12 protein-coding genes and 3 tRNA genes are annotated in these 13,205 nt (G+C 59.7%); 6 read left to right on the top strand and 9 right to left on the bottom strand.

From position 1 onward, the window contains the following. Positions 1-25: 25 nt before the first annotated feature. Entirely contained in the window at positions 26-226 is a 201-nt protein-coding gene (locus AB5Y59_RS18390) for a YbfA family protein (protein WP_010673543.1), read from the bottom strand. A gap of 214 nt (positions 227-440) precedes the next feature. Here AB5Y59_RS18390 and AB5Y59_RS18385 point away from each other — a divergent pair, with 214 nt between their 5' ends. Next, positions 441-728, top strand: a complete 288-nt coding sequence (locus tag AB5Y59_RS18385) for a hypothetical protein (protein WP_102948758.1) — start codon at positions 441-443, stop codon at positions 726-728. Positions 729-791: 63 nt separating this feature from the next. On the opposite strand, the gene AB5Y59_RS18380 is transcribed toward AB5Y59_RS18385, so the two are convergent. Continuing rightward, positions 792-865, bottom strand: a tRNA-Cys gene (locus AB5Y59_RS18380). 55 nt (positions 866-920) lie between these two features. Further along, positions 921-996, bottom strand: a tRNA-Gly gene (locus tag AB5Y59_RS18375). 249 nt (positions 997-1,245) lie between these two features. Here AB5Y59_RS18375 and AB5Y59_RS18370 point away from each other — a divergent pair. Continuing rightward, the gene (locus tag AB5Y59_RS18370) at positions 1,246-4,683 is read left to right on the top strand and encodes a response regulator (protein WP_368212488.1); all 3,438 of its coding nucleotides are present in this window, start codon (positions 1,246-1,248) and stop codon (positions 4,681-4,683) included. A gap of 388 nt (positions 4,684-5,071) precedes the next feature. Here the strand turns inward: AB5Y59_RS18370 and AB5Y59_RS18365 are convergent. Continuing rightward, positions 5,072-5,161: transfer RNA gene (locus AB5Y59_RS18365), tRNA-Ser, on the bottom strand. Between the two features lie 340 nt (positions 5,162-5,501). On the opposite strand from AB5Y59_RS18365, the gene AB5Y59_RS18360 reads away from it, so the two are divergent. After that, complete coding sequence (locus tag AB5Y59_RS18360) at positions 5,502-6,419, top strand: L,D-transpeptidase family protein (RefSeq protein WP_049636696.1); 918 nt, start codon at positions 5,502-5,504, stop codon at positions 6,417-6,419. Positions 6,420-6,441: 22 nt separating this feature from the next. Next, positions 6,442-7,425: a DUF481 domain-containing protein gene (locus AB5Y59_RS18355; RefSeq protein WP_368212551.1), complete on the top strand. Its 984-nt coding sequence runs from the start codon at positions 6,442-6,444 to the stop codon at positions 7,423-7,425. A 63-nt stretch (positions 7,426-7,488) separates the two neighbouring features. Here the strand turns inward: AB5Y59_RS18355 and AB5Y59_RS18350 are convergent, their stop codons facing one another. The 3 genes from AB5Y59_RS18350 to AB5Y59_RS18340 all read right to left on the bottom strand — a co-directional run bounded on the left by AB5Y59_RS18350 (position 7,489) and on the right by AB5Y59_RS18340 (position 10,038). Further along, the gene (locus AB5Y59_RS18350) at positions 7,489-8,214 is read right to left on the bottom strand and encodes a MaoC family dehydratase (protein WP_010673529.1); all 726 of its coding nucleotides are present in this window, start codon (positions 8,212-8,214) and stop codon (positions 7,489-7,491) included. A 236-nt stretch (positions 8,215-8,450) separates the two neighbouring features. After that, on the bottom strand, positions 8,451-9,398 hold the full coding sequence (gene rlmF / locus AB5Y59_RS18345) for a 23S rRNA (adenine(1618)-N(6))-methyltransferase RlmF (RefSeq protein ID WP_316287186.1): 948 nt from the start codon (positions 9,396-9,398) through the stop codon (positions 8,451-8,453). A 151-nt stretch (positions 9,399-9,549) separates the two neighbouring features. Further along, a complete protein-coding gene (locus AB5Y59_RS18340; RefSeq protein ID WP_039039319.1) occupies positions 9,550-10,038 on the bottom strand; it encodes a C40 family peptidase in 489 nt (162 codons plus the stop codon). A 276-nt stretch (positions 10,039-10,314) separates the two neighbouring features. On the opposite strand from AB5Y59_RS18340, the gene AB5Y59_RS18335 reads away from it, so the two are divergent. Both AB5Y59_RS18335 and AB5Y59_RS18330 read left to right on the top strand, forming a co-directional pair. After that, positions 10,315-11,037, top strand: coding sequence for a 4'-phosphopantetheinyl transferase superfamily protein (locus AB5Y59_RS18335; protein WP_214002701.1), 723 nt, complete (start codon positions 10,315-10,317; stop codon positions 11,035-11,037). Then, entirely contained in the window at positions 11,034-11,882 is an 849-nt protein-coding gene (locus AB5Y59_RS18330; RefSeq protein WP_041214740.1) for a tetratricopeptide repeat protein, read from the top strand. The genes AB5Y59_RS18335 and AB5Y59_RS18330 overlap by 4 nt, the downstream gene beginning before the upstream one ends. A gap of 139 nt (positions 11,883-12,021) precedes the next feature. On the opposite strand, the gene AB5Y59_RS18325 is transcribed toward AB5Y59_RS18330, so the two are convergent. Beyond that, the gene (locus AB5Y59_RS18325; protein WP_010634682.1) at positions 12,022-12,264 is read right to left on the bottom strand and encodes an Lpp/OprI family alanine-zipper lipoprotein; all 243 of its coding nucleotides are present in this window, start codon (positions 12,262-12,264) and stop codon (positions 12,022-12,024) included. Positions 12,265-12,489: 225 nt separating this feature from the next. Further along, positions 12,490-13,143, bottom strand: a complete 654-nt coding sequence (gene ribB, locus AB5Y59_RS18320; protein ID WP_010673523.1) for a 3,4-dihydroxy-2-butanone-4-phosphate synthase — start codon at positions 13,141-13,143, stop codon at positions 12,490-12,492. Positions 13,144-13,205: the final 62 nt, after the last annotated feature.

Below are 13,205 nucleotides of genomic sequence, written 5' to 3'. Positions count from 1 at the left end.
GGTGAAACGGGCGTCACGGGGAGGATCAGTAGAAGATCCGCTCCCCTCGCTCGCTCATCTTGAGCCAGACCGGCTTGGTGCTGGTCTTGCTCCAGATGCGGTGCAGGTAACTGTAGAAACGGGCGCGATCCCGGCGAAACAGCATCACCGGGAAGGCGAGCAGACCCGCCATCAGGACAAAGATGCGGCGAAGGATTATCTGAGTCAGGGAGAAGGGATGAAACATGATGTAACGCCTCACTGGTAAGACCACTTAACAAAGATTACGCCAATCATTGTAGGATTACTACACCGACAGCGCCATTTTTTGATAAAAAATGGGGCTAAAAGCCTAAAAATGAAACCGGGTTACATTCTTTAACTAAAAAACAACAAAGGTGGCAAAACGCGGCCCCTGTTCCAGAGTTAACGAGGACTGGACCAGAACGGGAGAACACAGGATGAAACTTGTGGATGCAGTGCTGCTGGGGGCATTGGGCGTGCTCGCCTGGAGCCAGTGGCAGGAGTGGCGGCTCAATCGTGACGTCGCCATCGACATCCCCTATCACGGGGTCCCCACCGCCAGCCTGTGGCAATGCGGTTTGCTGATAAAGGAGATGGCCGCGCTGGCAGAACAGGGGGGCGAAGAGAGGTCCGGATCCAGGGGCGAGGCATTGGCCGAGATGGATCAGCATCTGCACAAGACGTGGCAACGGGAGGGTTGTTCACGGCTGACTGATATGCAATGAAGCATCATCCTAGGCCGCCATGGCGGATGGACAACGTCAGGGATATGGAAAACAGGGAGAAGATGGAGGCACGTTCCGGAGTCGAACCGGACTAAACGGATTTGCAATCCGCTGCATAACCGCTTTGCTAACGCGCCATGCTGACAAGGCATTGCCTTGAGAGTGATGTCCATGGTTGGTGCCATGGAGTATTGGAGCGGGAAACGAGACTCGAACTCGCGACCCCGACCTTGGCAAGGTCGTGCTCTACCAACTGAGCTATTCCCGCATTACTGCTTGCGTGCCAGTTGCCTGACAACGAGGCGCATTATACGTACCCCGAGCCTGGGCACAACCCTTTTTTCTCACTTTGAGCCCTTTCCCGTGCTATTTGCTCACCCTTTAGACGCCTTGGTCGAAAATCCCCCCGCTCCCTGTGACCCGACGAGCGAATTTAAGATAAAGCCATTGAAATAGTTAGCCTTTAGTCAGAAACTCATCGCGCTTAGTAACTGGATTCTCAATTGAAAATCATGCGATGAAATGGAACTTCAGGCCTCGGGGGCTCAGACCGCAGCTGATGCTGGCTTTTTTCATGTTGGGCCTGGTGCCCTTCCTGGTCGTCACCCTGTTTTTCCTCTATAGCCACGGCAAGGATCTCACCACCCAGACCTCCAACCATCTGGTCTCGGTGCGCAACATCAAGAAAAACCAGCTGCAAGACTACTTCGGCAACCTCAAGGAGCAGATCATCAACTTCTCCCAGCAGGACTTTGCCGGCAACAGTATCGGTCGCTTCTACGGTTTCACCGGTGCCTTCGAGAAGCTCGGCACCACGCCGCAGGAGGCCCGCGCCCGCGCCCAGGCCCGCTATGTGCCGGGCTCCTGGGACAAGCTGCAACAACCTGACAGTCAGGTGGAGATAGAGCCCTCCATCAGTGCCCTCATCCTGGCGGACGAGATGTATGGCCGCGTCCACCAGCGCTTCCATCGCGGGTACGCCGACATGGTGCGCAAGTCCAACTACAGCGACATCTTCCTGGTCGACCTCAACGGTGACGTGGTCTACTCGGTCACCAAGCAGGCCAACTTCGCCACCAACCTGCTCTCGGGACCCTACCAGTCCAGCGGTCTTGGCAACACCTTCGCCAAGATCAAGCGCCGCCTCGATGGCGGCCAGAAGCCCCAGCAGATCTTCGAGTTCACCGATTTTGGCCGCAACGAGCTGACCGGCCAGGTGGTCGCCTACCTCGCCGCTCCCGTGATGCAGTACGACTATGTGCGCGGCGTGGTCATCTTCGAGCTGCTGCCGGACAAGCTCAACCAGATCATGGCGGAGCGGGAGGGGCTCGGCGCAACCGGCGAGACCATTCTCATCGGCCCGGACAAGCGGATGCGCGCCAACGCCTGGCTCGCCCCCGAATTCAGCGTGGAGAACAGCTTCAGCCCCGACTTCCGACCGCTGCAGACCCCCCTCATCATCAAGGCCCTCTCCGGGGAGCAGGGGGTCGGCCCCTTCCTCTCCTACCACGATGACGAGGTGCTGGCCGCCTATACCCAGGTGAAGGTGTTCGATACCGAGTGGGCCTTCATCGCCGAGATCTCCACCAGCGAGGCCTATGCCCCCATCCGCCAGCTCGAGACCCTGGTGATCCTGCTGGGAGCTGGCTCACTGCTGCTGCTGATCCTCTTCTCCCGCTGGCTCTCCCACTCCATCACGGCGCCCCTGCGATCCCTCACCGCCGCCGCCGAACAGGTGGCGGACGGCGCCCTGGATCACCCCATCACCATCCCCCGCACCGACGATGACATCGACCGGCTGGCACAGGCATTTCGCCACATGCAGCGCTCGGTGAAGGACAAGATCGAGCTCATCGAACGCCAGACCCAGGAGCTGCAACAGCAGGTCAAGCTGACCCACAAGCAGAACCTCAGCCTGCAACAGGCGGACAAGCTCAAAGACGAACTCCTGGCCAACACCTCCCACGAGCTGCGCACCCCCATCCACGGCATCAAGGGGATGGCCGAGTCCATGCTCGCCAGCCAGCAGGACCTGACCGAGGGGCAGCAGAAACAACTCGGCCTCATCATCAAGAGCGCCGACGGTCTGGCGCGCCTCGTGGACGACTTGCTCGACTACCACCAGATGCGCTACGGCCAGCTGGAGATCCACCCCCAGCCGGTCTCCTCCAAGGGGGTCATCCGGCTGGTGCTGGATCTCTGCCAGCATCTGGTACAGGCCAAGCCCCTCACCCTGGTGGACAAGAGCCCCGCCGAACTGCCCCCTGTGCTGGCGGACGAGCAGCGCCTCGAACAGGTGCTCTACAACCTGGTGGGCAACGCCATCAAGTACACCCCCCAGGGCAAGGTGGTGCTGAGTGCCCTGGTGGAGGGCAACTTCCTGCGCATCAAGGTGACCGACACCGGCATCGGCATCGCCAGGGACCATCTGGAGCACATCTTCGAGCCACTGGTGCAGATGAGCCCGGAAGTGAGCAAGCAGGGAGCGGGGCTCGGTCTCTCCATCACCCGCCAGTTGGTGCATCTCATGGGGGGCGAGCTGTTCGTGGAGAGCGAACCGAGCGTCGGCTCCACCTTCGCCTTCACCCTGCCGCTGGCCAGCGGCAAGGCGGGCAGTCTGACCCTCGACAGCCGCCAGATAGAGCACCAGTTGGTGCGCCAGCAGCCCGTCATCCTGCCGGACTGGGAGAGCGAGGATCTGCCGCCCCCGCCGCAAGATGCCCCCGTCATCCTGGTGGTGGACGACGAGCCCATCAATTTGCACATACTGCGCCACCTGCTGCAGCCCTGCGGTTATCGCATCCAGCCCAGCAGTGACGGTCACGACGCCCTGACCAAGCTGGCTCAGGAGCCGGTGGATCTCATCCTGCTTGATGTGATGATGCCCACCCTCTCTGGCTTCGACGTCTGCCGCCGTCTGCGCCAGCAGCACCCCAAGGATAAACTGCCGGTGCTGCTGCTCACCGCCCTCAACCAGCCCAAGGAGATTGAAGAGGGTTTCAACGCCGGCGCCAACGACTATCTGGTGAAACCCTTCTGCAAGGAGGAGCTGTTTGCCCGGGTGAGGGCCCTGCTGGAGGCCAGCGCCGGGCGCGCCTCCCTGGTGGAGAACCGCCTGCTCAAACAGGAGATAGAGCACCGTCTGCTGCTCCAGGAACAACTGCACCAGGATCAGGAGCGGCTCCTCGCCCTGCTTGGCGAGGGGGCCGACCCCATGGTCTTCCTCGATGAGCAAGGAGGAGTGCTGTTTGCCTCCCGGGCCCTGGCTCGCCTGTTGGGTCAGGAGCCGGAAGCCATGGAGGGGCAGAGGCTGGACGAGTGGCTGGCCACCCCGCTGGCAAGCCAGTGGCCCGACATGACCGCGCAGCCGGAGCGGGAGCTGGACTTCCTGGTGGCGGGCCAGCGAGACACCCTCAACGCCCGCGCCCTGCCCATCAACCTGGGGGGGCAGCACGCCTATGCGCTGACCCTTGGCACAGAACCGCGCCAGGACGACAATCGCATGGCTGCACTGGAGAACGCCCTCAAGAGCCTCTCTCGCCAGGCCATCATCGAGGATGGCCAGTTGCTGGGGGAACTGAGCCGGCTGGGAGGGGAGTTCAGGTCGCTGGCGGACGATCTCATTCGCCAGCAGGATGACGAACCTCTGCGCCGCGCCCTGGTGGACACCATGCGTCTCACCCTGGAGACCTGGCAGCAGAGCACCGGCAAGGGCAAGATAGTGCTGGCGGAGAAGAGCAAGCTGTGGCGGGTCTACATGGACCGCTCCAGTCCCCAGACCCGCACCCTCGACAAGTACCTGAACCTCGACACCCTGCCCAAGGCACCGCGCTGGAAGACGGTGGTGGCCAGCGCCGAGTACGTGCTCAAGCACTGCTCCCTGAACGAGGTGCAGCACCAGAGTCTGCACCAGAGCACCCAGCGCCTTCGCCAGCTCGCCAGCCGCAAGGCATGAGTCTCCAACCCGCAGCCACGTTGCTCTGATGATGGCTGCGGGGTAGAAAACCAAGCACCAATAGCGAGCTCTGGACACATCTACCCGCTGGCTTTCTGCACCTATCAGGGGGATCGCGATGGCTGAGCTCGCGGGGTCGGCCAGATGACCCTGTAGGTTCGGGCCCATGCCCCATCACCATGTTGGTGATGACCCCGGGAGACCTGTCTGGGCCGGCAAGTGGCTAATCAGGTGAATAGACATTCGAGAGAATGGGGTGAGACTTCGCGACCCCGTGACCACAGGCCTCAAATCGGAAAAGACATTGGGAGATGGCTGAGGCGGGGGATGGACAGAGATGAGATAGAAATGACAAACCCGCGACGGACGCGGGCTTGAGGGGAATAAATGGCGGAGAGACAGGGATTCGAACCCTGGGTGGCATTGCTGCCACAATTGATTTCGAGTCAATCCCGTTCGGCCACTCCGGCATCTCTCCACGGGCACTCATATTGACCCAACCCTAGCCGGGAAATCAATGTAAATCTCGTTGCAGATCAGACGACTGGCGATAAAACCGCCATCCGGCGATCCCACCCCTCCAAACACCAGTGACGTTCACCCGGCAGCGCCTCCTCGCTCACTGTCTCCACCCTGTACCCGGTTCCGGGCGGGCGAATACGGCGAGCCTGATGGGCCAGTGACACCCTGTGACGCGCTCGCCACCGCCCTCCCGGCAGTCATGGTGCCGGACTGGTAATCCCCGCGGGATTCGTTGACAATCTCTGCTCATTTTTTGGAAGGGAACCCGTCCCTCGCCCCAGCCGATAGGAACAACCATGCTCAACACTCGTATCGTCTCACTGCTGCTGGCCGCCGCCAGCCTCTGGGCCGCACCTGTCTGGTCCAACACCTATCCCCTGCCGCCAGCGGACAGCCGTCTCATCGGCGCCCTGGAAGATTACATCGTACAGCCTGGCGATCATCTGGAACTGGTCGGCAAGCATACCCGGACAGGCTTTCTGGCACTGCTCGAAGCCAATCCCGGCGTAGACCCCTATCTGCCCACCCCGGGCACCCGGCTCACTCTGCCGACCCAGATGCTGCTGCCCGACGTGCCGCGAGAAGGCATCGTCATCAACCTGCCTGAACTTCGCCTCTACTACTTCCCCAAGGGCAAGCAGGAGGTGATGGTGCTGCCCATCGGGATCGGTGACATCGGCCGCGAGACGCCGGAGATGACCACCACCGTCATCGCGAAAAATCCCAACCCGACCTGGGTGCCCGGCCCCATGGTCCGCAAGTCCTGGCTGGAGCAGAAGGGGATCGATCTGCCCGCCGTGGTCCCCCCCGGCCCCGACAACCCCCTCGGCAAGTTCGCCATGCGTCTTGGCTATGGCAACAAGGACTACCTCATCCACGGCACCAACAAGGATTTCGGGGTCGGTCTGCGAGTCAGCGCGGGTTGTATCCGGCTGCGCCCGGATGACATCGAAACCCTGTTTGGTCTTGTTCCCGTCGGCACCCCAGTCCGAGTCATCAACCAGCCGGTCAAGATGGCGGTGGAACCCGACGGTCGTCGCTGGCTGGAGGTACACTCCCCCCTCTCCCGCACCGAAGCGGAGATGGCACAGGGGGCGCCGCTGGTGCTCTCCCCCGAAGCCGAGCAGTTCATCGCTGCCCCCGACATCGACAGTGCCCGGGTGACCGCCCTGCTCGAGCACAAGAGCGGGCTGCCCAAGCCCGTGAGCGGCTGAAGGCCTGACCACCATGAACAGAATCAGTCATGTGGTTTGCCTGTTGTTTCTGCTGCCTGGCTCCGCGGCGATGGCGGACATCCTCTGGATGCGCAACGGCGATCGTCTGAGCGGGACCATAGAGGAGATCACGGACGAGCAGATCCGTATCAAGCCCGCCTACAGCCAGGCCATGACGGTCCCGCGCCACGCCATCAAACGCTGGCGTCTGGACAAGCAGGAGAAACCCAAGCCGCTCACCAAGACGGGGATCCCCCTGCTGGACTCTCCTGACGAGGCCAATGCCTGGCTGCTGACAGGGAACGGGGATCTCAACATCAAGCTCAAGGAGAACACCAAGAAGACCAACAACGTCAATCTCAAGGTCTCCACCGAGTTTGCCAATCTGGACTGGCGTTACAGCCTGGATGGCGAGTACATCTACGAAACGGCGAACAACATCACCGACAGCCACGAATACAAGCTCAAACCCAAGCTCGACTTCTTCTTCGACGATCACTGGTTCCTACGCTCTTCCGTCGACATCGATTACAACATGATCGAGGCAGGCTATCTGGAGATTGACTATGCCTCCGGCCCCGGCTACCGCTTCTGGAATGACAGGCAACGCCGGCTGGAGCTCATTACCCAGCTCGGTCTGGAACGTGCCTATTTCAGGCCGGAGGTGTGGAGCAACTCAGACCTGTTTGACGACAGGATCATCAATTACCCCTTCGTCAGCCTGGGTTGGGACTACCGGCAGCCCTTGGCACTCTGGGAAGAGAAGTTCGAGCTGTTTGGCAAGGGCAGTTATGAAAAATTCGTCGATCAACCCTCCCCCTACCTGACCAGAAAACAGTCCGTCAGCGGCAGCCTGGGCCTCAGGTACTATTTCAACGATCACCTGCGCCTCTCCTGGTCAAGCGAACTGGATTGGGACGATGCCTGGCTCGACTACCACGGTCTGCACATGGATGTGAGCGAGAAAGAGTGGCGTCACCTCATCACCCTGGGAGCGAGTTTCTGACCCGCCAGAAACGGCACAGGCCCACCGAAGTGGGCCTGTGTTCATGGACGCAAGACGAGCGCGTCAGAAATAGATCCGGGTGACCGACTCGATGACGCAGCCAGGGCGACGGATCCCCTCGATCTCTATCTTGATCTCCTTGAGGAGCTCGATGCCTCCCTTGATGGGCGTGACACGCGACAGCTTGGTACGGGCGCGGATGTTGCTGTCCACCTTGATAGGATAAGGGAAGCGGACCTGTTCCAGACCGAAATTCACCACCATGCGGGCGGTCGGGAACTCCGGCGTGCTCTCGTCCACCGAACCGGTCAACTGGGGCAGCAGGGCCAGAGTCAGGAAGCCGTGGGCAATGGTGGTCTTGAAGGGAGACTCGGCTGCCGCACGCTCGGGATCGGTGTGGATCCACTGATGATCGCCGGTCACGGTCGCGAACTGGTTGATCAACGCCTGGGTGACCTGCAACCACTCACCTACATGGGTCTCTTCACCGATGCGGGTCTGCAACTCGGCATAGAGTGCCGCTGCTTCGCCTTCGAGCTCCACCACGGGATCCTGCGCCAGGGCAGGCTGGCCATTCGCGACCTGGGTGACTCTGGCAGCCTCTTGCTGGCGGGCATCCTGTGACTCCCCCTGCAGATCCAGCACTCTTCCCAGCAAGGGGTGAAGGTGTGCCTTTTGCTGAAACTCACGCCAGTAGTCGCGGATCGCCGGAGAGAGCCAATCCTTGAGCTCAAAGGGGTGTTGCGCCAGAATTTCGCGCTTGTGCTTCAGAAAATCGACAACTTTCATTTACCGATCCCTATTCGATTCAAAGCCTGTAAAGAGGTCTAACCAGTCCTATTTTATGAAAGTTTCATCAGCAAGTACAAAAAAATCTCGGCGTACACCTGTACCAGGCGCGAGAGTGGTCACTAACATGCGAGCAAACACGGGCAGGAAAACGATTGAATGAAAGGCTGCAAACGAATCAACATCTGATCTGAAAAAGAGACGGGGCCCGTGTCGCCACTGAGCCCCGTCCTCGATCATCTCCCCTGGGCTGTCCACCAGGACTTGCGCTGCCCATCGTCCAGGAAACTCCAGGCGAGGACCCGGCTCACCTTGTTGCCTTGCGCCATGTCGATCACCCTGACATCCTGCGCCCCCACCCGAGCCAACGCCTTTCGTGCGGCAGGCAGGTTTTCCTTTTTCGACACCAGCGAGCTGAACCAGAGGCATTGGCTGGCAAACTCCTTGCTCTGCTCTATCATGGCCGCCAGAAACGCCGCCTCGCCCCCCTCGCACCAGAGCTCGGCCTTCTGGCCGCCGAAATTGAGCACGGGCGCCCCGGCCACTGCCTGGCCCTTGCCCAGGTTGCGCAGCTTTCGCTCCGTCCCCTTGCTCGCTTCCGCCAGAGAAGCATGAAACGGCGGGTTGCACAGAGTCAGGGCAAAATGCTCCTTCGGCCCCAGGATCCCGCGAAAGACATGCTTGGGGTTACCCTGATGACGGCATGTGATCTGGTTGCCCAATCCATTGCTGGTGGCCAGCAGGGTCGCCGCCTTCACCGACACAGGATCGATGTCTGAGCCCACGAAGCGCCAGCCATACTCCCGGACGCCCAGCAAGGGATAGATGCAGTTGGCCCCGACACCGACATCCAGCACTCGAACCTGCTTGCCCGTCGGTACGCATCCCGCGCTCTCGGCCAGCAGATCCGCGGCTCGATGCAGGTAGTCTACCCGGCCCGGAATGGGCGGGCAGAGATAGCCGGGGGGCAGATCCCAATGCGCAATGCCATAGTGCAGTGCCAGCAATGCCCGGTTGAGCGTCTTGACGGCGGCCGGATCGGCAAAGTCCAGGGTTCGGGTGCCGTGCTCGTTGGTGAACACGAAAGGCGTCAACGCCGGGGTACGCTGGCAGAGCGCGTCGAAGTCGTAGGGTGCCTGATGGCGATTGCGCGGGTGCAATCCGGTTTTCTGCTGGGGTGTCATGCTGGACCTGCCGAGGATCAAGGGGGCCACACTATAGAGAGTCGACCAGGGAAAGTCTAAACGAGGGTCATAAAAAAACCGGGCCCTGAGGGCCCGGTTCAAGTGAGGTTGGAAAAACAGTCCGTACTGCGAGCCGTTTGTCCAGCCTGACTCAGATGTCTATCCGGCGTGCCTGCCAGAATTTGCTGCGCCAGTAACTGCTGTCGAGCTTGGAGCGTGTCACCCCGGCGCGGGTGGAGGCATGGATGAATTCGCCATTGCCGACATAGATGCCCACGTGATTGAGGCGGCGGTTGATCTTGAAGAAGACCAAGTCTCCTTCGACCAGATCCTGTTTGGAAACCCGAGTGCCTTCATGGACCTGGGAGCGGGTATCACGGGGTAATTCGATGCCGACGGCATTGCGGAACACTTCACGGGCGAAGGCGGAGCAATCGATGCCTCGCTGGCTGCTGCCTCCCATCCGGTAAGGAACGCCGCGCCACTCTTTGTATACGGTCAGGATTTCGTTGACGTCAGGGGTTGGTGAAACTTCGGGTTCAATCACGGGTTCCATCATGGAAACCTCGATCTTGCTCGCGACCTCGGGTTGGGGTGCCGATGCACAACCCACCATTCCGAGCGCGACCAGCAGTAGCATCAGGTGGCGCAATCCTTTATCCCCGCAAAAAGAGTGAAACTTGTTAAAATGCAGCCCGAAAGGGCAATTTATAAGGCAACAGCACCCGACTATATCCAAGAATTCTATCGAGGCAAGCGAAAATCCCAATCGACCTCACATTTTTGCAAGGAAATGCTCTGTTTAGCGCAATTTATGTGATCATGCCCAAACAATATACAATCTTGAAAGCATCGGTTTTGAGCGCATCAAACGGACTATTATCGCTATTTCACCCCCATTTTTAAGTGAAATATTATGCTATCTGCGGATCTCTATTTGTTAAATACGGCAAGCGTTGATGCAGACCTGGTGATCAGGCTGGCATCCGAACTCGCCCCGGATGAACGCCGTCACTGGCACGAGATCCACCAGGCGGGTCGCCAGCATGAGTACCTGCTCGGCCGGGTGCTGCTGCGCCGCCTGCTGGCCGAGCGACTCCATTGCCGGGCCGATGCCCTGACTTTTGGTATCGGTGCGCATGGCAAACCGACACTGCTCAGTCATCGCTGGCAGTTCAACCTCAGCCACAGCGGAGAGTGGCTGGTGATCGCCCTCTGTGAGGAGGGCCCCCTTGGGGTGGACATCGAGATGGGAGTGCGTCACCGCCCCATACTGCCGCTGGCCAAACGCTTCTATGCGCCAAGCGAATACCAATGGTTGAGCGCCCAGCCCCGAGAGGAGCAACATTCGGCCTTCTATCGGCTATGGTCTCGCAAGGAAGCTGTGCTCAAGGCGCATGGCGATGGTATTTCCGCCGGGCTCGACAAGATCTGCTTCCTTCCGGAGCAGGCATGGCAGCTCAATAATCATCTCGACAATCGCCACTATGAAATCCGTGACTGGCCCACGGGCAGCGGATGGCTCAGCCTGGCTGCCCCGACCCGCCGGGTCGATGCCCATCTGCTGGACGCACGCTTGAATTCCACCCCGCTGGACCCCATGTTGATCCACACCATTTTTCGAGAGTCAGCCTCATGATCGTCGACATCACTCCCCAGAACTTCCACGCAGAATTGCTCGATGCGTCCATGAAAAAGCCGGTCGTCATCTATTTCCACGCGCCCCAGATGCCGGAATGCCAGGCCATGACCCCGCAAGTGGAAGCGCTGGTCGGCCCGGCCAATGCGGCGGTGACCCTGGCCAAAGTCGACATGAACGACCCCCAGTTGCAGCCTCTGGCCAGCCAGCTTGCCTTGCGCGCACTACCAGCGCTGGTGCTGTTCCATCAGGGACGTCCGGATGAGCAGGCCATTCTGGAAGGGCCGCAGGATGAAGCCACATTGCGCCAGTATTTCGCCGCCTTTGCCCCCAAAGAGGAGGAGTTGCTGCTCGATCAGGCAAAGCAGGCGCTGGAGAACGGGCAAGCCGATGTGGCGCACACCCATCTTGGCCAGGCCCATCGCCTCGCCCCCGAGCGTCACGACATCACGCTCTGGCTGATACAGGCGGCGCTGGATCTCAATCTCCTTGACGAGGCGCAGAGCCTGCTCTCGACCATCCCCATGGTGGCACAGGATGATCATTACCAGACCCTGAGCTCCCGCCTCTCGCTGGCGCTGCAGGCCAGCGACAGCCCTGAGCTGCGCGCCCTGGAGCTGCGCCACGCTGAACAGCCGGATGATCATGCCCTCGCCCAGGAGCTGGCGGTGCTCTACAGCCAGGTTGGTCGACAGGAAGAGGCATTGGCCCTGTTGTTCACCATACTCAAACGTGATCTCGCCTTTGGCGATGCCAAGAAGATCTATCTCGATGTGCTGGCAACCATGGGCGCGCACCCGGCGGCGCAGAGTTATCGTCGCAAGCTCTACAGCCTGCTCTATTGAGCGACAGGAAAATCAGAAGAGGGGATGCCGATTCGTCGGCATTGCCTTGTCAGGCGGGTTTCAGCGGGGAAACGCGGTAATTTGATGAATTTCAGGCAAAAAAAATGGCGCATTGAAATGCGCCATTTTTTCGCATGGATTACTTCTTGTAGGAAGTAGCCATGTTGTCGATGCGCTGGTTAGCACGCATAGCTTCTTGCTTGGCTTCTGCAACATCAGCAGCGATCTTGGACTGATCAGCACGAACAGCGCTAACATCTTGAGCCAGTTGGTCAACTTTGTTAGACAGATTCTGAACGGAAGTTTCCAGTTCGCTGGTGTTTGCACAACCGCCCAGCAGAGCGGACAGACCAACAACACCTACCAACAACATTTTTTTCATTTTTAAAAGCTCCCTTTAACTCGCCAGACGTTTAGCAAGCGGCGTGATTATGGCACAAAAAAATCATAGTTTGGATAGGCCTCATCACAGATAAATGCGTTAAAACCCTCATTTTTTTTTAGTTGCACACTTTCCGTACAAACTTTAAGCAAAAATGAGTGTCCCTGGATGAGGTTCGCACAAAGCGTAACCAAAATTTGGGCTTATTACAATTTCGTATGAGGCTCAGGCTGAACGTTCTGACAGCAATTGACGATATTGCACCAGATCTTCGATGGTCAGGACCGGCATCCGGTGCTGGCGACCGAAGGCCACCAGGTCCGGCAACCTGGCCATGGAGCCATCTTCCTTGGTCAACTCGCACAATACTCCGTAAGGTTTGAGCCCGGCGAGCTGCATCAGGTCGACGGTCGCTTCCGTGTGACCACGGCGGGTCAGCACCCCACCCGTGCGGGCGCGCAGCGGGAAGACATGGCCGGGTCGATGCAGATCGGAGGGCCGGGCACCGTCGGCGATGGCCGCGCGGATGGTGGTGATGCGATCGGCGGCGGACACCCCGGTGGTCACCCCCTGCGCTGCTTCGATGGTCACGGTGAAGGCAGTCTGATAGTGGCTGGAGTTGGCCTCCACCATCATCGGCAGCTCGAGCTGGCGAACCCGCTCATCGGTCAGACAGAGGCAGACGATGCCGGAGCACTCGCGGATCATCATGGCCATCTGCTCGTTGGTCATGGTTTCTGCGGCAAAGATGAGATCGCCTTCGTTCTCGCGATCTTCATCATCGGCCACCAGCACACCCTGACCGGCACGCAGGGCGGCCAGCGCGGCTTCGACGCGAGCAATGGGATCACCGAATTCACTGAGTAGAGACTGATTCATGGTAAGACTCCTAAAAAAGACAAGGACCAGAATCAGGGCATGGAAAGGCAGACAGAAGTAGC

This window comes from Aeromonas sp. s10 (assembly GCF_040907975.1).
Taxonomy (GTDB): Bacteria; Pseudomonadota; Gammaproteobacteria; order Enterobacterales; family Aeromonadaceae; genus Aeromonas; species Aeromonas caviae.
The sequence above is the reverse complement of the archived record's forward strand: the minus strand, read 5'-3'. Positions and strand labels throughout refer to the sequence as shown.